Annotated in this window: 18 protein-coding genes; 11 read left to right on the top strand and 7 right to left on the bottom strand. The window is 36.8% G+C overall.

Annotated elements, in window-relative coordinates; translation table 11 throughout:
- The first annotated feature begins 25 nt into the window (after positions 1-25).
- Together LQ227_RS17520 and LQ227_RS17515 are read left to right on the top strand one after the other, a co-directional pair.
- Complete coding sequence (locus LQ227_RS17520) at positions 26-322, top strand: Dabb family protein (RefSeq protein WP_230140301.1); 297 nt, start codon at positions 26-28, stop codon at positions 320-322.
- Between the two features lie 232 nt (positions 323-554).
- On the top strand, positions 555-752 hold the full coding sequence (locus tag LQ227_RS17515) for a hypothetical protein (RefSeq protein ID WP_215127748.1): 198 nt from the start codon (positions 555-557) through the stop codon (positions 750-752).
- Positions 753-942: 190 nt separating this feature from the next.
- Here the strand turns inward: LQ227_RS17515 and LQ227_RS17510 are convergent, their stop codons facing one another.
- Positions 943-3444: a TonB-dependent receptor gene (locus LQ227_RS17510; protein WP_230150156.1), complete on the bottom strand. Its 2502-nt coding sequence runs from the start codon at positions 3442-3444 to the stop codon at positions 943-945.
- Between the two features lie 158 nt (positions 3445-3602).
- Here LQ227_RS17510 and LQ227_RS17505 point away from each other — a divergent pair, with 158 nt between their 5' ends.
- Positions 3603-4769: a DUF3095 domain-containing protein gene (locus tag LQ227_RS17505; protein ID WP_230150154.1), complete on the top strand. Its 1167-nt coding sequence runs from the start codon at positions 3603-3605 to the stop codon at positions 4767-4769.
- A gap of 110 nt (positions 4770-4879) precedes the next feature.
- Positions 4880-6025, top strand: a complete 1146-nt coding sequence (locus LQ227_RS17500; RefSeq protein WP_230150152.1) for a PAS domain-containing sensor histidine kinase — start codon at positions 4880-4882, stop codon at positions 6023-6025.
- A gap of 231 nt (positions 6026-6256) precedes the next feature.
- Here the strand turns inward: LQ227_RS17500 and mgrA are convergent, their stop codons facing one another.
- Positions 6257-7246, bottom strand: a complete 990-nt coding sequence (mgrA, locus tag LQ227_RS17495) for an L-glyceraldehyde 3-phosphate reductase (RefSeq protein WP_230140310.1) — start codon at positions 7244-7246, stop codon at positions 6257-6259.
- A gap of 407 nt (positions 7247-7653) precedes the next feature.
- On the opposite strand from mgrA, the gene LQ227_RS17490 reads away from it, so the two are divergent.
- A complete protein-coding gene (locus LQ227_RS17490) occupies positions 7654-8826 on the top strand; it encodes an aldose epimerase family protein (protein ID WP_230140312.1) in 1173 nt (390 codons plus the stop codon).
- Between the two features lie 66 nt (positions 8827-8892).
- Here the strand turns inward: LQ227_RS17490 and LQ227_RS17485 are convergent, their stop codons facing one another.
- Positions 8893-9588: an HAD family phosphatase gene (locus tag LQ227_RS17485; protein WP_230140321.1), complete on the bottom strand. Its 696-nt coding sequence runs from the start codon at positions 9586-9588 to the stop codon at positions 8893-8895.
- Between the two features lie 191 nt (positions 9589-9779).
- Here LQ227_RS17485 and LQ227_RS17480 point away from each other — a divergent pair, with 191 nt between their 5' ends.
- On the top strand, positions 9780-10388 hold the full coding sequence (locus LQ227_RS17480) for a Crp/Fnr family transcriptional regulator (RefSeq protein ID WP_230140323.1): 609 nt from the start codon (positions 9780-9782) through the stop codon (positions 10386-10388).
- Here LQ227_RS17480 and LQ227_RS17475 read toward each other — a convergent pair.
- On the bottom strand, positions 10385-11023 hold the full coding sequence (locus tag LQ227_RS17475; RefSeq protein WP_230140324.1) for a phosphatase PAP2 family protein: 639 nt from the start codon (positions 11021-11023) through the stop codon (positions 10385-10387). The genes LQ227_RS17480 and LQ227_RS17475 overlap by 4 nt on opposite strands.
- Before the next feature lie 130 nt (positions 11024-11153).
- On the opposite strand from LQ227_RS17475, the gene LQ227_RS17470 reads away from it, so the two are divergent.
- The 3 genes from LQ227_RS17470 (at position 11154) to LQ227_RS17460 (ending at position 13578) form a co-directional block, all read left to right on the top strand.
- A complete protein-coding gene (locus LQ227_RS17470; protein ID WP_230140332.1) occupies positions 11154-12197 on the top strand; it encodes a hypothetical protein in 1044 nt (347 codons plus the stop codon).
- 15 nt (positions 12198-12212) lie between these two features.
- Positions 12213-12743 carry a metalloprotease family protein gene (locus LQ227_RS17465; protein ID WP_199564454.1) on the top strand — a complete coding sequence of 177 codons (531 nt, stop codon included), beginning with the start codon at positions 12213-12215 and terminating at the stop codon, positions 12741-12743.
- Between the two features lie 334 nt (positions 12744-13077).
- Positions 13078-13578 (top strand): very short patch repair endonuclease, encoded by a 501-nt coding sequence (locus LQ227_RS17460; protein ID WP_230150150.1) that lies wholly within the window; start codon positions 13078-13080, stop codon positions 13576-13578.
- 5 nt (positions 13579-13583) lie between these two features.
- Here LQ227_RS17460 and LQ227_RS17455 read toward each other — a convergent pair whose 3' ends face one another.
- Positions 13584-13934 (bottom strand): hypothetical protein, encoded by a 351-nt coding sequence (locus tag LQ227_RS17455; protein ID WP_230140336.1) that lies wholly within the window; start codon positions 13932-13934, stop codon positions 13584-13586.
- A gap of 196 nt (positions 13935-14130) precedes the next feature.
- Between LQ227_RS17455 and LQ227_RS17450 the strand changes: the two genes are divergently transcribed.
- Positions 14131-15348: a sterol desaturase family protein gene (locus tag LQ227_RS17450; RefSeq protein ID WP_230140337.1), complete on the top strand. Its 1218-nt coding sequence runs from the start codon at positions 14131-14133 to the stop codon at positions 15346-15348.
- Positions 15338-16030: a lysoplasmalogenase gene (locus LQ227_RS17445; protein ID WP_230140340.1), complete on the top strand. Its 693-nt coding sequence runs from the start codon at positions 15338-15340 to the stop codon at positions 16028-16030. The genes LQ227_RS17450 and LQ227_RS17445 overlap by 11 nt, the downstream gene beginning before the upstream one ends.
- Before the next feature lie 248 nt (positions 16031-16278).
- Here LQ227_RS17445 and pbpC read toward each other — a convergent pair whose 3' ends face one another.
- Entirely contained in the window at positions 16279-18660 is a 2382-nt protein-coding gene (gene pbpC, locus LQ227_RS17440; protein WP_230150149.1) for a penicillin-binding protein 1C, read from the bottom strand.
- Between the two features lie 214 nt (positions 18661-18874).
- On the bottom strand, positions 18875-19423 hold the full coding sequence (locus LQ227_RS17435) for a transposase (RefSeq protein ID WP_230140343.1): 549 nt from the start codon (positions 19421-19423) through the stop codon (positions 18875-18877).
- Positions 19424-19552 lie beyond the last annotated feature (129 nt).

Here is a 19552-nt window from a genome sequence, read left to right as displayed (position 1 = left end):
CATTATATTTGGAAAAAATTAAAAAATGATCGCACACCACGTTTTATTCTGGCTAAAAGCCGATACCACCGATGAGCAGAAAGTTGCTTTCCGCAATGGCTTACAAACATTAGAAAATATTGAAGTTGTTAAAACTTTTCACATTGGCGTACCAGCACCAATTGAGCGTGCTGTTGTAGATACTACTTACACATTTAGCCTCGTGCTGTTATTTGAAGATTTAGCTGCACATGATGTTTATCAGGTTCACCCATTGCATAAAGCTTTCCTGGATGAATTCAGGGTTTACTTCGAAAAGGTTGTAATTTACGACGCAGCATAAAAGAAATACCTCCGACAAAAATCGGGGGTATTTTTTTGCTGTTTATTTAATAAATCGGGGTATGAATTTTTTGCCAAAATAAATGAAGCCTTGTACATGAAACGGATTTATGACATTATGTGTTGCTTATTAACACTACAAATCTGTATGTTTGATGCTTATTGAAAAGTAATTTATGGAACTACAAAACCAAAGCGTTTTTGATTACGTAAATACTTCAAACTGCAATCTTATGGAAAAAACAGCTACATTAATTAAAAGAGCATCCCTCAACGTAAATCAGTTAGATAGCATTAAAATTGGTGATTTATTATCTGATGAATATGGTAAATCGGGTAAAGTGTATGAAATCGAAAAAGTAAACCGCCACGGTGAATTCCATTATTACTTTAAATTATTTAAATCAGGCACCATCTTAATTATTCTTTAATTTCTTTTTGCCTTAACCAATTGGCTGGGTTGTTATCAGGATGTATCTTGTAACTGGCTGTATTGCTCATCAGTTACTTTGTTTGCACAAAATACCAACGATGAACGATGTACAAACATTGCCTACTTTATAAAAACAAAAAGCTCCAGATCTGCTGATCTGGAGCTTTTTGTTTAGTCTATTCGTATAATTAGAATTTATAAGATAATGTGGTTACAAACTGGCGTGGAGCAATAGGGTTTACGCTGTAGTTTTCGTGAACGAAATAATTCAGCTCATTGGTAAGGTTCGAAACTTTAGCAAGAAGTGAGATTTTTTTCCAGTTGTATCCTGCAGAAAGGTCGAATGTGGTAAATGCGCTTAAAGGAATTAACCTGCTGTAGGTTTGAATTTTAGTGTCATTATAACCACCGTTACGAGCTCCGGTATAGTAAGCGGAGGCACCAAGTTTTAAACCTTTAAGGCTTCCTTCCTGGAAGGTATAAAATAGGGTACCATTGGCAGTGTTTTTTGTTGAACCGACCAATCGCTGCCCCTCTATAATACCACCTACAATAACATCCTTCGTTGCATTAGGATCGGCTTGGGTTGGTGCAGCCACTTTCAAAACTGTTCTGTCACGGGTTTCTGTATAACGGATAAAGTTGTAGCTATAACCAGCAATAAAGTTTAATCCCTTTACAATTGTACCAGTAATATCAAGTTCTAAACCATCACTTAAAGATTTTCCATTAAGCTCTTTGATATTTGCATCACCGTTTGGTGCTCCTTGAGCGTTGACAAGCGCTTGTTGTGCAAATTTATCGTTCGCAATTCTGTACCAGGTTAAGTTAACCGATAGTCTGCCTTTAAATAAATCGTTTTTAACGCCAGCTTCATATTGTTGTAAAGTTGATGGGTCTAATGGGGCTAAATTTATATCAGTTCCAGCGTTCTGAACAAAATTGCTCGAATAACTGGCATAAATTGACGTTGTTTTTAATGGTTGGTAAATCAACCCAAATTTCGGTGTAAATGCACTTTCTGCTTTTGATTTATTTAAGCTGTTAATACTTAAGGTTTGTACACCAGTGGCTAAGTTTGTAGTAACTGTTCTGGGGGTTTTCTGGAAAGTATAACGGATTCCGGCAAGAACTTTAAATTTATCAGTAATCGAAACCAAATCCTGTACAAATGTACCCATGCGATATAGTGGAGCAAAAACTTCTGAAACTACGTTAACATTTGGCTCAATGCCTGACCCAAAATAAGTTGATGGATCAAGTAGGTTTACATTGCCGTAGTTAAAAGGAGTTACCCCATTGTTGAAGGTAAACCCACCACTAGTTGTACGCGATTGATCTGCATCAGCACCAACCAATAAGGTATGGCTTATGCCTCCTGTTTTGAAATAACCATTTAAGTTAATCTGCTCATTATAAGTAAATTCTTTTGTTTTAGAACGCGTAACATTACGCGCGGCAATACCATAGGGAAGTGGGTTTGTAGACACTTTAGTATCCGCAAATGGACGTTCTGCACTAAAATAGTTGCGGTTGTAAGATTGTGCATTAGCCAATATATTCAACTTCCAATTGTCGTTAAACTTATGGTTAATGTTTAATTGTGCTGTTGCTGTATTCGTTTTGTTATATGCCCAAGGCGCATTTACAAAAGCATTACGGCCGATATCAGCAATTTGGTTTTCAACAGTACCAACACCAAAATCTGGTGTCATGTTGCTTTTCAAATAATCACCCTGTAATAAAATGTCTGTTTTCTCGCTAATCTTGTAAAGCAAAGATGGATTTACATAAACCCTATTCGAGTTTACATTGTTTCTGAAACTTGCAGCATCTTCGTAAGTACCAATTAAACGGAAAGCAAGGTTCTTTGTAATCGGGCCATAAACATCTCCTGTTGGTTTGTACATGCCATAACTGCCGGTGCGCATTGATACTTCACCACCATTTTCAAATTTCGGTTTTTTAGTTACTAGATTTACTACAGCTCCACCGCTTACGCCACCATAAAGCAATGCAGCACTTCCTTTTAAAACTTCAACTGATTCCAAAGTACTGGTTTCGGGCATACCACCACTGGTAGCACGTGATCCATTTTTGAAAACATTATTAGCACCTAAATTATAACCGCGAGCAAAAAAAGCCTCACCACTTACCGAGCCACGATTTTCAGCAAAAGCTACACCGTTTACATTTTTCAGCACATCGCTTAAGCGATTAGCTTGCTGATCAGTAATTACTTGATTACCAATAACCTGCACAGCCTGTGGAAGATCCATAGGGGCAATGGCAATTTTACCTAAGTTAGCTGGCTTTCTATTTGGCGTTTTGTAACCGTTAATGGCTACTTCATCCAATTGAGATGAAGATTCTGCAATGGTGAAATCAGCATTTACAGTTTGACCAGCCACTACAGTAACAGATTTTTCCTGAGCAGAAACACCAATAGCTGATGTTTTGATCGTATAGGTGCCGGGAGTTACATTTTTAATCGTGAAATTACCTTTCTCATCAGTTTGTGTCGTTTTACCAGCGTTTTTTAAACCAACACTTACATAACTGGCCGGATTGCCATCACTCGTTTTAATGGAACCAGAAACAGATCCGTTTTTGCTTTGTGCCATGGTATTTCCTGCTAAAAACAGAAAAAGAGCTATAAAATTTAAAAGAAAAGTAAATTTTTTATTCATCTTTATTTAGATTAATTCTTAGTTGGCGCAAAGGAAGCATTTTTGAAGCGGATTAGCAAATTATTTTTATTTGTTCTAAATAAGACTAATTTTTAGATAGCTTTTTTGAAAAATTTAGCGTTTTTGAATGCGTATATTAGGACATACCAAATCTAATTATGCCAAATAGCGAAGATCATTTCTATTCCAATCTGCCCATTCATAAAATGCCATTACATCAATTGTTGATTCAAAATCAACTATTTGAAAAAGTGGTTGCCAGCTGGTGTGTGATCATTACCGATATTAAGCGTTCAACCGCTGCTGTAAATTCGGGTCTGCATGAAAATGTTAACCTTATTGCTACCGGAAGTATTGTTGCCGTACTCAATATTGCATTTAAAGCAAACATTTCGGTTCCATTTTTCTTCGGTGGCGATGGGGCTTCTTTTATTGTTCCGCCCAGTATTGTAGATGACGTGATGAAATCGCTGTTGAAATACAAAGATAACACCTTACGGAATTTTAACCTCGATTTAAGGACTGGGATTATGCCTGTTGAAGAAATTTACAAACAAGGGCGTACGCTTAACATTTGTAGATTTAGTAGTGCTGAAACATTTTCTATCCCCATTGTTTTAGGCGATGGCCTGGCTTATGCCGAGCAAATTATCAAGGGAGAGAATTACCTGTTAACGGGCCATGATACTGCAAGTGATGAAATCGATTTAAGCGGCATGCAATGCCGCTGGGATAAGATAGAACCACCCGAAAACAGTGATGAGGTAGTTACATTAATCGTTATAGTTCCAGAAATAACGCAACAGGCAGCCGTATTCAGCAAAGTGATCCATCATCTCGATCAAATTTACGGAACACCCGAAAAGCGTCAGCCGATTTCAGTTTCCAAGTTGATTTTCAAAACAAGTTTCAACAGTTTAGGAAAAGAGATGAAACACCGAATTGGAAAAATTAAACTTTTTGAACTGATCAAATCATGGCTCATCAATATTTATGGCTATATCTATTTCCGAACGGAGCGTGGTAAAAAATACCTGAAACAGCTTGTAGAAATGTCGGATACGCTGGTGATAGATGGTAGAATAAATACGGTAATTACCGGAACTGCACAGCAGCGATTAATATTACAGAAAGCGCTTAATCAGCTCGAAAAAAATAATGAAATTTTATACGGCCTCTATGTTAGCGGCGAATCGATCATGTCTTGTTATGTTAGGGATCTGGAGGATGATCACATTCATTTTGTTGATGGAGCAGATGGGGGATATACTCAGGCCGCAGGAATACTTAAACAGAAAATACGCGATAAATTAAATGCCAGATGATAAAAGATTAATAATAGCCAAACTTTTGCAAAGGCCACTTGTATGATACTTAGTATAATTTGATTTTATCATAAATATCAGCATCGTCGGGTTTTAATTTTTAATTATAAATGGAAAATTATTCAAGGGTTTTAAATAATAATCAACTTTTAGAGGTTCTTTCCTTATCAAAAGATGCAACAGCCATATACACATCCGAGCATATTGTAATCGAAATGGCTAATGATGCCATGATTGCTTTTTGGGGAAAAGACCGCTCTATTATTGGTAAACCTTTAGAAGATGCTGTGCCAGAGTTAAAGGGCCAGCCTTTTATCAATATGCTGAAAAATGTATTGCTAACAGGCATTACAGATAAAGGAGATGCTATTCCGGCCGAAACCCTAAGGGATGGGAGATTACAAACAGCTTATTATGCTTATGAATACCGAGCCATTAAGGATGAAGCTGGGATGCCTTATTGTATTCTTCATACCGCAAGAGATGTGACTGATATGGTTAATGCGAAACAAGCCATTAAAGAGACTGAACTGCAACGGGAAGCACTAGATCAGGAACAGATGCTAATCAGTATAAAGGAAGAACGGCAAAAGAATGATTTCATCAGTATGGTAAGCCATGAGCTAAAAACGCCTTTAACCTCTATTAGTGCTTATGTTCAATTGATGCAGAGTAGGAGTTTAACAGATCTTTTTGTCGTAAATACTTTAGATAAAGTTCAAAAACAGATCCGGAAGATGAGTGCTATGATCAGTTCTTTTTTAAATGTATCACGTTTAGAATCAGGGGAAATTCACTTGAGCCTATCTCATTTTGATCTTGATAAAGTGATTTGTGATCTTGTAGAAGACCTAAGGTTAATTCATCCCACTAATCAGATTAATTTTGCAGAGGGGGAACCTAAATTAATATACGCAGATAAAGATAAAATTGGCTCTGTAATTTCAAATTTGATTAGCAACGCTGTAAAATATTCAGATCAGGGCAGTATTGTTTATGTTCAATCAGAAGCCTTGGGAAATGAAGTACATGTTTCGGTAACAGATAACGGCATTGGTATCGAGGCTCATGATTTGGAGAAACTTTTTGATCGGTTTTATCGCGTAGAAAACCAGCAAACTAAAACCATTTCAGGTTTTGGGATTGGTTTATACCTAAGTGCAGAGATTATAAACTTACATCAAGGGAAAATTTGGGCAGAAAGTAATTATGGCGCCGGCTCTACATTTCACTTTTCGCTGCCTGTAAAGCGCTAATTCAAATCAAAGCCCTAATCTTGTATGATTAAACTGCAGTTAAAGTTTTGAATTAGTTAAGAAAAAGTAAATGATTGGATGACAGCTTAAAATAAATCGTCATTTCGACTGAAGCAAAGCTCCGAAGTCAATTCGGAAGAGAAATCTTTGGATTATGTCTTTCGGGTTGCTCAAAGACTTCCCGTCGAAGGATTCCTTTGGAACACTGCGGCGGGAATGACGATCGTTTTTTTAACTTAAAATTTCATCAATCAGTTTTACTTCAGTATCACTAAAAATTATATTATCTAAAGCTTTAATTGAATCCGTAATTTGCTCTGGTTTACTGGCACCTATTAATACTGTGGTAATTCTCTCGTCTTTTAGTATCCACGATAAAGCCATGTGTGCTAATTTTTGACCACGCGATTTGGCAACATCATTTAGTTTGGCAATCACGGCTAATTTCTCGGGCGTAATATTGCTTTCTTTCAGGAAAATACCACTGGTGGCCACTCGCGAATCGGAAGGGATGCCGTGTAAATATTTATCGGTAAGTAAACCTTGTGCTAATGGCGAAAATGGGATACAACCTACACCATTTTGTTGCAAAACATCGAGTAAGCCATCTTCTACCCAACGTTCGAACATCGAATATTTAGGCTGGTGGATTAAACATGGCGTACCGTTATCTTTTAAAATTTTGATAGCTTTTGCAGCTTCTTCTGCCTTATAATTCGAAATACCAACATACAAAGCTTTTCCCTGTTGAACCAAGAGACTTAAGGCGCCCATGGTTTCTTCAAGTGGAGTTTCAGGATCTGGACGGTGGTGATAAAAAATATCGACATAATCCAGTTTCATGCGTTTTAAGCTCTGGTCTAAACTAGAAACCAGGTATTTTTTCGAACCCCAGTCGCCATAAGGACCATCCCACATGGTATATCCGGCTTTGCTAGAAATAATCATTTCATCACGATAGCCCCTAAAATCCTCATGAAGGATTTTTCCGAAAACTTCTTCAGCCGAGCCTGGAGGCGGACCATAATTATTTGCTAAATCGAAATGGGTAATCCCATTGTTAAAGGCGGTGTAGATTAGGTTTTTGCTGTTTTCAAAAACGTTTACATGCCCGAAATTATGCCATAAACCCAACGATATTGCAGGCAATTTTATGCCACTGTTTCCACAACGGCGATATAGCATTTTGTCGTAACGGTCTGTTGAAATGATTTGATTCATATTTGGGATTTGATTGCCGCAATAATAATCAGTTTTACTGGATTTTAATTGATATTAGGTGAATATTATCTTCAAATGAGTAAAAATGCTGAAAGTTCAATTTTGCTGGATAATAACCGTTGCTGAATTCATTCAAGATCTTGCATTTAGTTCATCTTTTAAAAAAGACCCTGAAATAAATCCGATAGTCATTGGCTCAGGAAGACGATAAAATAAATCAAAGATTTTCCAATCGTTCAACATTTTGTTATCACCATTTCTACAAATCGTATCATTGCTGATGTTTAATTAAATTATTATTTAATATATGCATTTTTGATTATTCTAAATCGTTTTATTTGTAATGTTAAGTCATATATTTATATTTAAAAACTTAATTAAAAATTCTAAACCAAGTATTCCAATTTATGAAATTACAATCATTAACGAGCCTCGGTATGCTGGCTGTAATCGGCTTTGCATCTTGCCAGTCCGGATCCAAAAAATCTTCATCAGCTGATCGTTTAAAAGACGATTCAATAGCTGTTGTAAAACTTGTCGCCGATTCTTTTAAAAAGGAAATTGATGGTAAACAAACAGCATTATACACCTTAAAGAATAAGAATAATGCGGAGGCTATTTTTACCAATTATGGTGGTCGCCTGGTGAGTTTACTGGTGCCAAATAAAGATGGTAAGTTAGTTGATGTGGTAGTAGGTTTTAAAAGTATTCATGATTACGAAAAATCAACCGAGCCCTATTTTGGTGCAACTATTGGCCGATATGGCAACCGCATAGCAAAGGGTAAATTTACGCTTGAAGGCAAAACCTATTCGCTATTTACCAATAACGGACAGAATACCCTTCATGGCGGAAAAAAAGGCTATCAATATGTTGTTTGGGATGCTTCTCAGCCAAGTGCCAATACCTTAGTGCTTCATTACTTATCAAAAGATGGCGATGAAAATTTTCCTGGCAATTTAGATGTTAAAGTAACTTATACTTTAACGGATGATAATGAACTGAAAATGGACTACGAGGCTAAAACCGATAAAACCACTATCGTAAATTTAACAAACCACGCATTCTTTAATTTAAATGGTGATGGAAGCGGTGAGATTTTGAACCACGAGGTACAGATTTATGCTGATGAGTACACGCCTGTTGATTCTACCTTGATCCCAACAGGAAAGATTGAAAAGGTTAAGGGAACACCGTTCGATTTTACGAAAGCAACTACCATTGGTGCGCGTATAAACGATAAAAACGAACAGTTAACCTTTGGGAAGGGTTATGATCATAACTACGTGCTGAATAAAACCAAAGCTATGGGCATGTTCCACGCGGCTACGGTTAAAGGAGATAAGTCGGGTATAGTGATGGATATTTATACGCAGGAGCCAGGTTTGCAATTTTATAGCGGCAACTTTATGCAAAGTAAAAATACTTTTAAAACTGGTGCTAAAGATGATTTTAGAACAGCAATTGCATTAGAAACACAGCATTTTCCAGATTCACCAAATCAACCCGCTTTTCCATCAACGGTTTTAAAGCCTGGGCAGGTGTATAAAACAAGCTCGGTATATAAATTTACCAAATAATTGTTTTCAAGATCTCCCAACAATGATAAAATTACAACGGCCTGTAGAAATGCAGGTCGTTGTAATTTAGAAAAGTTCTTGTAAAACCGGATCTGTATAATCTTCTATAAAAGCAATAATGTTGTTGTAAGCTGCAAATTCTTCTTTAGTATGCATGGTTGTTAATACAACACATCTCATCCCGGCATTCTCTGCTGCTTCAACACCTTTTGGTGCATCTTCAAAAACTATGCATTGGCTGGCTTCAACGCCTAAAATTTCTGCCCCTTTGGTAAAAGTTTCCGGATCGGGCTTGCTATTTACCACATCTTCGGCACTTACTATGGCTTTAAAATAAGAACGGATATTTAAATTATCGAGTACAAAATTAATGTTGAAGGGAATAGCAGCAGAGCCAATTGCCATTTGAATGCCTGATTGTTTCGCTTTTTCTAAAAAATCGCCTAAACCTGCTATTAACGTTAAATGTTTTTTATAAGCAGCTTGATATCTATGCTCTTTTTCAATTGAAATCTGATCAATCTGTTCCTGAGAGAAATGACCAATACCAAAAACACGTTCTAACAGATCTTGGTTTTTACCGTACATCTGTTTTTTAACCGCATCGAAGCTAATACTTGCGCCTAAATCTTTTGTAAGTATGTTATGCCAGGCATGATTGTGGAAAGCCATATCGTTAATCATGGTTCCATTAAGATCGAAAAGAAATGCTTTGGGGGTATTATTCGTCATGGTGGCAAAATTATCAGATTTTTTTATCATTAAGTTAAAATATAGTTATCAAAGCGAAAATTTAACGAATAATTTATTCCTCAAAGTGGTGCCAAAAATGGGTAACGCTAAAAATAAATTATCCACAACTGTAATTTTTTGGCTGTTGCACTCGTTTTCATATTTGGAAATCCGGCATTCAAGCAATAGCTTGCATCGTTTTAAAACCCCAGATAAATATTATGACTGCTGCCCATCATGAAAGTGATCCTCTTATTAAGTATTTAAATGAGCTGCAGCCATTAAAGAAAGAAATAATTGAGCAGATAAAAACCGAAACATTCAAAATCTTTGTGCGTAAGAATGAGGTTTTGCCTAACCATAGTGAGATCAGTGGCGATTGTCTATTTTTTATTATTAAAGGCTTAGTGCGGGCTTTTGTAATGGATGAAGGAAAAGATATTACCGCCTGGTTAACAGATGAAAACCACTTTATTGGTAGTATTCGGAATCCGGGAACGCTTATTCCAACTTATCAGGAACAATATCAGGCACTGGAAGATTCAGAACTGCTTATACTCCCATATCGTTTAATTGACGACATATACGCACAGTTTCCTGAAACCAATATTTTGGCTAGAAAATTATTGGCCATACATTATCATATGTCGCAAGAGCGATCTATTTTATCACGAATCCCCTCAGCAGAAATAAGGTACAAACAGTTTAAAATCGGGTATCCTACTATAAAGTCTAGGGTTCCTCTAAAATTTTTAGCCAGTTACCTGGGGATGCGAATCGAAACTTTAAGCAGGATTAGAAAGAAAGAAAAGACAGAAGAAAAGGGTTAATTTGCTTTCTTTTTGAAGTAAAAATAGCAAAGCGGAAAAAGGCAGATTAAGCCTAACAGAAAACCACCAACTGTATCGGTAAACCAATGTGCACCCAGATAAATTCTGGATGGTGCAATGGTGATCATCAAAAATGCTGATAAATAAGTCACTATATTTCTAGTTAACTTCGGTACCCCTTTTAAAGTATTCATCAAAATAATCAAGAAGCCAAAAAAGAGGGTATAAGAAAGTACATGACCACTGGGATAGCTCTGAAAGCGGTTTATTTCCACCAGCCGTACGTAAAATGCGGTAGGACGCGGGCGGTTAATCACATTTTTTATACCCAGAATAACTAATCCAGACAAGAGCACCGTAGAAACGAATAGGCCTTCGCGTTTATATTTTTGCTGGTAAAATATGATTGCTACCACTATTACCGAAAGTAATGAATAGGGGAGTTCTCCAAAAAAACTGATGGCCAACATCAATTTATCTAACCAATCTGCATGATATTGCTGAATGAACAACGAAGTTTTAATGTCAAAATCAAGTATGGGATGCTGTGCAATGAAAAAACTTAAACAGGTAAATGCAGCAATCAGTAAAATAAGGATAAAAATTAGCGTATTTCGTTTTAAAAGAGTAGACATAGGCAGATCGAAAAATCAAAACTATGGATTTTCTGTTAATAGATACAAAATTTTCAATCATTTTAAAGGTGAATCTCTGAAATGCCGAAATTGATAAAAAATATTATCTTTATGGTTTAACGTGATCTCAATGCAAGAAAACCAATCTACAGGGGGTGCTCCTGAAAGCCAATTTAATGAAAGTCTGTGTGTAAACTGCCAGCTAAATGTATATCAACCAGGCCATGCCATTAATCTATGTTCTGATTGCAGGCAAAGCTTAATTAAATTTCCCGTTCCCAGATGGATCAAATTTTTCGCCATTGGGATTATTGCCGTTATGGTAATTAGTTTGATAAGGACGAAACGCTACATTTCTGCAGCTATCCACCTGGGTAAGGCCGAAAATGCCATAGACCAAAAACATTTTGTAACTGCGCAGCAAGAACTGGCCCTGGTGTTAAATAAGTTTCCTGATGATATGGCTGCAAATGGATATATGATGATAGCAAGCGCTTATAATCTTGATTTTGAATCGTATGGTGCGGCATACTCGCGTATTGCTGATAAAAAAACAGATGATGAATCTTTATTGAGCAGGGTAGATGCGGCATCAGCATATATTGATCAGAATTTCCCTAAAGACACCTTAATGTATAAAAGGATAATAGCTGCTGCAAACAATAAAGAAAAATTATTGGCCTTAACAGATAGCACTCAAGAAATTGCTTTGAAAACCCATATTGCAAATTTCTTATACGAACTGAAAGATTATGAACGGGTAGAAAGCATCATAAATAAAGTGTTGGCAGTAGATTCGAATTTTTATCAGGCAGTAAGCTTAATGTCTGCAGTAAAAAGAAATACAGCTAAATATGATGATGCGCTTGCGTATTGCGATCGTTTATTAAGTTTAAACGCAGAAGATGTTTATGCTTTATCTCAGAAAGCAAGGATAGAACTAAAACGGAAACACGATAAAGATGCTGCTATTTATGCAGCAAAGGCAATGGAATTAAGCCCTGATAACAATAGTGCTATTGAAGCAAAAGCAATGGTAGAGCATTTTGCTGGTAAGAAGAAAGAAAGTTTAGCCAGTTTAGCTAAAATTAAAGCTCATGAAGCAGAATCAGGTGATAGCACGATCTCAAAACGGTTAACACTTATTATTAACGGTTCAGAAATTTATAGGTAATTAAAAAATCAAATTATGTTTATTCCAGGTATTTTTATCAGTATAGCTACTTTTCCAGGTGTAATTGTTCATGAGCTTGCCCATCAGTTATTTTGCAGGTTATTTAAAGTTCCGGTTTTTGAAGTTTGTTATTTCAGGGTGGAAAATCCCGTTGGCTATGTGCTTCATGAACCTGCACCAAAGGTTTATCAAACAGTATTTATTTCTGTAGGTCCATTTATTATTAATACATTATTGTGCTTTATCATCGGCTTTTCTGCTTCATTACAGTTTAAATTCGATTCGGCCAATATTTTAGATTATCTATTGATGTATCTGGCCATTTCGATCGGGGCCCATGCTTTTCCAAGCACAGGTGATGCAAGCACCCTATGGAATGCTGTTGTGAAATCTGAAACAAGTTCGTGGTTATCTAAAGCTGTTGTAACGCCAATTGTTGGTTTTATTTATGCAGGAGCATTGGGGTCATTCTTTTGGCTCGATATTATTTATGGCGGTGCTGTAGCTTTAGGCTTGCCTTATTTAATCATTAAGTTTTTAGTATAAGAAAAGCTACAAGACCAAAAATATTCATCAAGGAAATAAAACGATTCATCAAGGAAATACGCCTATCTGTATAATCCGCTATGATATGTTGAAATGATTTTCAATCTTCGAATCAGATAATAAGGATATCTATGCTTACGAGGTTGGCAGGATTAATTTCCTGCCGACTGAAGGAGCACACCGTTCGACAATTTACTCATAAATTATACGTTTTGTATTAACGCTCCAGCCGAAGCCCCCTCCTTTAAATGAGGAGGTGCTTAGGTTGATCAATATCGCCCCTTTCTGTCGCCAATTTTTTAAACAATTTATAGCTATTAATGGTTTCTTTGTTATGGAGCCTAAGCCATATAAAGATGAGGATATTAAAGTCCCCCGCTTTGAAGAAAGTGCCGGTTTTTATACCACTGTACAGCGGAGTAAAAATATGTCTAAAATTAGGGCAAAAAATAGCCTGGCCGAGTTGAAACTACGCAAGGCGCTTTGGGGCAAACATGTTAGGTTTAGAATCCATCCTAAAAATTTTCCTGGCAAACCCGATCTGGTTATCAATAAGTACAGGCTCGCCATATTTGTAGATGGCGATTTTTGGCATGGTTACAAATGGGATGAAAAGAAATCAGCTTTAAAAACAAATTCGGGTTTTTGGATTCCGAAGATTGAACGAAATATGCAGCGCGATAAACATATTAACCAACAGCTGCATGCTCAAGGCTATACCGTAATGCGCTTTTGGGAACACGAGGTACAAGAAAGTTTAACAGCTTGTGTTAATCAGGTTTTACTTTATATCGAGGCGGCTAAAGCGGCAATAATACCGCAGTTTGATGATTAGGCTGTTTATTTTACGGTAATCTGCTTCGGATCGGTAACTAAAATCTGTTTTTTGCCCTTATATTCAGATATAATTCCGGTAACACAGATTTTATTTCCCATAAACATACTCGAAGGTTCTGAAGGGAATTTACGCTCATCTTCTTTATTGATGACTACGGTGATCAGCTCTTTTGGATAGGCACCGCCTAAATTAATTAAAATTAATTTGTCTAAAGCTTTTGCACTATATACCGAATCGCAAATGGTTACATTTTTACCGATATGTTGAGCGGCATCTTTGGCTAATACTAGCGTTTGGCTCTTTGTATAAAATGCCGAAGCAATGAGCAACAACAGGAGAGATAATTTTTTCATAGATGGGATGATTTAAATGAAAAGTTAATAACGCCAAAAGCATTAGTTTAGCCTTTCAAAGGTAAGCTGAATTTCATAAAAATCAATAAATAAGATCAAACAAGCACAAATATTACATGAATTAGATTTTATGTTGAGCCAAAAAATTTCTAAATTGTAGAGTAATATTGCTGGCCAAATATTTCTTCCCATTTATATGAAAGTAGATTACATTGCGTTATCTGTACCCGTGTTTTTTATTCTGATCGGAATAGAATTGGCTTATAATTTTTATAAAAAACTAAATTATTATCGGCTTAATGATAGTATTGCCAATTTAAGTCAGGGTATAGGGCAGCAGCTCACCGGGATATTTATGAAAACCGCATTGTTTTTTGGTTACAAGTATATTTTCGAGCACTGGCGTTTATTTGAATTGCCTAAAACAATATGGGTTTGGATACTGCTATTTATTGGTGTCGATTTTTTCTATTATTGGTTTCATCGGATGAGCCATGAGGTAAATGCTTTATGGGCCGCACATATTGTACATCACCAATCAGAAGAATATAATTTAACCGTGGCTTTGCGGCAAAGCTGGTTTCAGGGCTGGTTTAGCTGGGTATTTTATCTTCCATTGGCATTTGTTGGTTTTGATCCGATTATGTTTTTAACATTAAGTTCTTTCAATACTTTGTATCAGTTTTGGATTCACACCAGAGCCATAAAAAGCATGGGCTTTTTAGAGTATATTTTAAATACGCCTTCACATCATCGGGTACATCATGGCTCTAATCCAAAATATATTGATAAAAACCACGCAGGTACATTGATTATCTGGGACCGCTTTTTTGGTACTTTTCAGAAAGAAGAAGAAGAGGTTTATTATGGTATCACCAAACCTTTGGCCAGCTGGAATCCCGTTTGGGCTAATCTTCATTATTGGGATGACCTGGTTAAAACAGCAAAGCAATCACCTAAATTCAGCGATAAAATTAAAGTTTTTCTAAAACCACCTGGCTGGTTTCCAGCACACTTGGGCGGATTTCAATATGCGCCGGAAATAAATGTAGAAACCTATAAAAAGTATAATCCAGCATATCAGTCAAAGTTAACGGGTTACGTGCTAATCCAGTTTTTAATTGCTTTAACTGCCGGTTCTGCAATACTATTTTCCTATCATAAAATGGAAACCATTGTTTTAGTATCAGGAGCTATTTTTACCATATCCACATTAATTACCTGTGGTGCATTATTAGAACAAAAGGCATGGCAAATTAAGTTCGAGTATTTTAGGCTGCTGTTTGGTGTTTTGCTGGTTTTATTTTTGAAATTTCCGGTCGGATATCAAGTAATTTTTGTGGCTATCCAGTTAATATCCGTAATTTGGTTTTTTAATTTGCAAAAGGCAAATCCCAACCCTGATGAAGACTAAGCTATTTTCATTTATATTTTTCCTTGTATTTGTAATTCAGCTATATGCCGAATATGCCAATAATATTGAGCTCCGAAATTTCTCTAAGCCATTAATTGTGGTGGTACTTTTGATATGGCTTTATCTGAGCACAAACTTGAAAGGGCGTTTCCATAAGAGAATCTTCATCGGATTAATTTTTGCCTGGGCTGGTGATATTTTGCTGATGTTTCAAAGCGGTAAACCAAGTTTTTTTATCTTTGGGTTAATCGCCTTTGTAGCCTGCCATATTTTTTACATCAGGGCATTTACACTCGATCATAGATCGAATCCCAATCACAAAACGCCTTATTTTTTGTGGGCTGTAGGCGCATTTGCTATTTTTTGTTCGGGCCTGTTTTTCTACCTGCAGCCAAAACTAGGCGCAATGCAGTTTCCCGTTTTAATGTATGCCATTATTATCACGGTTATGGCTATTATGGCCGTTAACCGGTATGGGAAAGTGAATATTTTCAGCTTTAAACTCATTTTATATGGTGCGCTGTTTTTCTTATTGTCAGACAGTGTACTGGCCGTAAATAAATTCGCTCAGCCCATTCCACAAAGTGGGGCATTAATTATGGCAACCTACATGATTGCGCAGTATCTGATTGTTTATGGAACAATTTCGCGGCAGCTAGTGGTTACAAGAACCGAAGTATAATAGATTTACGTAAGCCATTTAATCTTTGAAGTTTTAGAAAAGTAGGTTTCTCTAGTAATCGGTTGCAGCAGCCCTGCTCTCGTTCTAATCTTTTTAATGCTGTGCTAAAAGTTAAGTTACTGGAAATTAAAAGATTTCCATTTGATCAGGTTTATAGAACTTTACAATATTGAAACATGCAAAATATAAAACGGTGTTAGTGGTTGACCCCTAAACCCTAAACCCTAAACCCTAAACCCTAAACCTTGCTACCTTCCACCTTTCTTGTCTTTGTCTAAAACCGTAAAAGTTTGCACCAGCCTTTCTCCATTTTCATCAACCAGGGTTAAAGTATGTCTACCAGGCGGTGGACTAATGGCCAATTGATGAAAATTAGTAGTGGTGCTAACATATTCATTATCAATATGCCAATATATTTTAGAGCCTGAATTTCTGTGAGCTGCATTAATCACAATTTTGCCTCTTGTTCCATCTAGCTCTAAAGGAATGTAAACTATTGCATTGTTTTTCGGGTAAATTACCTCCATTACGTTATTTCCACCTGAAAGGTCGCAACCATCTTTAAAAGGAGGGAGGGATTTATAGTCGCTATTCTTTATTTTGTAATAATACTCCATTGCTGGCGGTAAAATAAACCAGCTTTTGTGCTGCATATGGGTAATGCTTTCACATTGGTCGGTAACCCTAAATGTGCCTGTTCTGTCCAAATGAACCAATTTGTGGAAAGGACAAACGACAGTTTTCTCTCCTGCAACCGGCACTAATTCTTCTGTTACATTTGTACAGTACTCTCCGGCTTTATAACCGCTCTGCTTGCATATTTTTATCTTTTTAAGTTTGGTGGCCGGTGTTTCGAACCATTTTCCATTAGGCAGTAACCTAAAAATGTCAAATAGGACTGGAGCAGCTGTTTCAATTCCTACCAGGCCTGGTCTTCCTTCTCCATCGGCATTGCCCACCCAAACACAAACCACATAATTTGGTGTTAAACCAACAGCCCAGGCATCGCGAAAACCGAAACTCGTTCCTGTTTTCCAGGCAACTCTTTGCGATGAAGAAAACTGCTCCCATAAACCTTCATCACCTGGTCGCATTACCTCTTCCATTGCATTAAAAGTAGCCCAAATCGAGCCGTGGTCTAAAAAGGAGGTGCGCTGATAATCTTTTTCATGTTTATTTTCGTTATTGAAATAGCTTGCAGGTTTATAATCTTCAGGGTTATACAAACCTTTATAGGTATTGAAATGGTTTAGCGTACGTACCATGCCCATGTAGGTGTTAGCCAGATCCCACATTGTAACTTCGCTGCCGCCTAAAATTAACGACAGTCCATAATGATCTGCTGGTTGGTTAAGTGTTCCAATTCCAAGTTTTTTAAGTTTATCGTAAAAACGTTCGTATTTATATTGTTGCAGCATTTTCACTGCAGGGATGTTTAAGGAGCGGCTCAGCGCTTTATCGGCAGCAACGGCGCCATCATAGCCCAGATCATAATTTTGTGGTGAATAGCCCGCTATTTGAGTCGGGATATCGGGGACTAAGGTGTGCGGTAATATAAAGCCATCATTCATCATACTGGCATAAAGCAAGGGTTTTAAGGTACTGCCAGGACTTCGTGGCGCTTTAATCATATCCACGTGGCTTTGCAGCTCGGCATTTTCTGGCTGATAAATATTACCTACATAACTTACTACCTGACCGGTTTTGGCATTGAGTACCAGCGCCGAAATATTATTGATGTCGTTTGCCCGGTAACGGTTATTGTACCGTTTTAATATGGCATTAACCTTTAGTTGGATATTTTCATCCAGTGTAGAAGTAATTCTGGTAGAGGAAATTTTAAGACTCGCTCGTTCTATTTTAAAACGGTTCAACAGATGCGGTGCATTTTGGGGTAGAGGCATAGGCTTACCTGGAACGGGTTCTAGTTTAGCTAAATTGGCCGTTGCCTGATCGATGTATTTTAGTTTAGCCAGCTTATCTAATAAATCGTTTCTTTTTTTAATTAATTTCGCCGAGTTTTTACCCGGATGAACCAAAGAAGGACTATTGGGCAATACAGCCAATGTTGCCATTTCACCCCATGAAAGGGTTTTTGCATTGCGACCATAATATCGCCAACTTGCCGCTTCTAAACCTACTACATTACTGCCGAATGGCGCATTGGCAGCGTATAGGCCTATAATTTCCTCTTTTGAATATTTTATTTCTAAGCGAAAAGCTAAAATTACTTCCAATAATTTCTGCCAAATCGTTCGGTCTTGTTTTCGCGATAAACGAATTACCTGCATGCTTAATGTACTACCGCCACTAACCACACTTTTAGCCTTCCAATTCTGACGCATGGCCCTGCTCATGGCCAAAAAATCAATGCCAAAGTGATTATAAAACCGCTTATCTTCGAAAGCAATGATGCAATCTTTAAATTTTACGGGAACACTATCTGCAACAGGGAACCGCCATTGTCCATCGCTGGCAATTGCTGCACTTAATAAATTGCCATTGCTGGCCTCAATTACAAACGATGTAGGCGTTTTAAACAGTTTTGAGGGTAACGAAAAGAAAAAAGCCAAAAACAGTGCAAAGCAAATAACATCGGAAATGAGGAAAGCTTTTGGGATTTTGTTCATTTAATTTTTAAGAATAAATTTCGGTCCGTGGAGACACGGACCGAGGCTCGTTTTTAGCATTTGTGCGTCATGGTTCGTGTCTCCACAGACCAATTCGGGAGTAAAATTTACACTCGTAATTTAAACGAGTGTAAAATGTATTTAATTTTACTCTTGTTTTAGTCTTCATACGCCTTGGTTCGTGTCACCACGAACCAATCGATTAAGCATTTTGTTAAAATTCTAATCTCAAATCTTTTAAGAATGAATAATTAATTTCATTGTTCTCGTAAAAAGAAGCTGATGAGTATAAATAATCTTGAGGTTCTTTGACTAATTGCCAGTGCTCTGTACAGGGATTGTTGTGTAAATAATCTAGTTTTTGATAAGCAACTTCTGGAGAATATAGATGTATTGCCACTGGGTCTCTCTGCCAAAATTCATGATTTTTATTAACCGCATTTGTATAATAATTCATCAGCTCATTTCGATTTAATAATTTTTTGAACTCATGCGCTGTATATTTTAAAAATGAGCCTTGTGCTGTTTCTTTTCCATTTAATTCTTTTATTCGCCAAATTGTGTGAATATGATTAGGCATAATTACAAACGCAAAAACATCGATCTTCTTTAACCTGTTTAGATATTCAAATGAATCTAATATTACTTCTTTAAATTCTGCCTTTTGTAAAAGTTTTTGCCAATTGTTTATGGTTGCCGTCCAAAAATAAATTTGACCTATTTCAATATAATTCTTTCTTTTTTTTTGAAATAAATTATCCATTCTAGTTTAAATTTCGGTCCGTGAGGACACGGACCGAGGCTTCGATTTTATTTTACGCCGTGGTTCTCGTCTTCTTTTTTTTAGATCGTAGCGCGATGCTACGACCAGTATTTTATTTTATGCCGTGGT

Source organism: Pedobacter sp. Bi27 (genome assembly GCF_918698255.1).
Lineage (GTDB): Bacteria > Bacteroidota > Bacteroidia > Sphingobacteriales > Sphingobacteriaceae > Pedobacter.
This window is presented reverse-complemented; position numbering and strand designations above follow the sequence as displayed.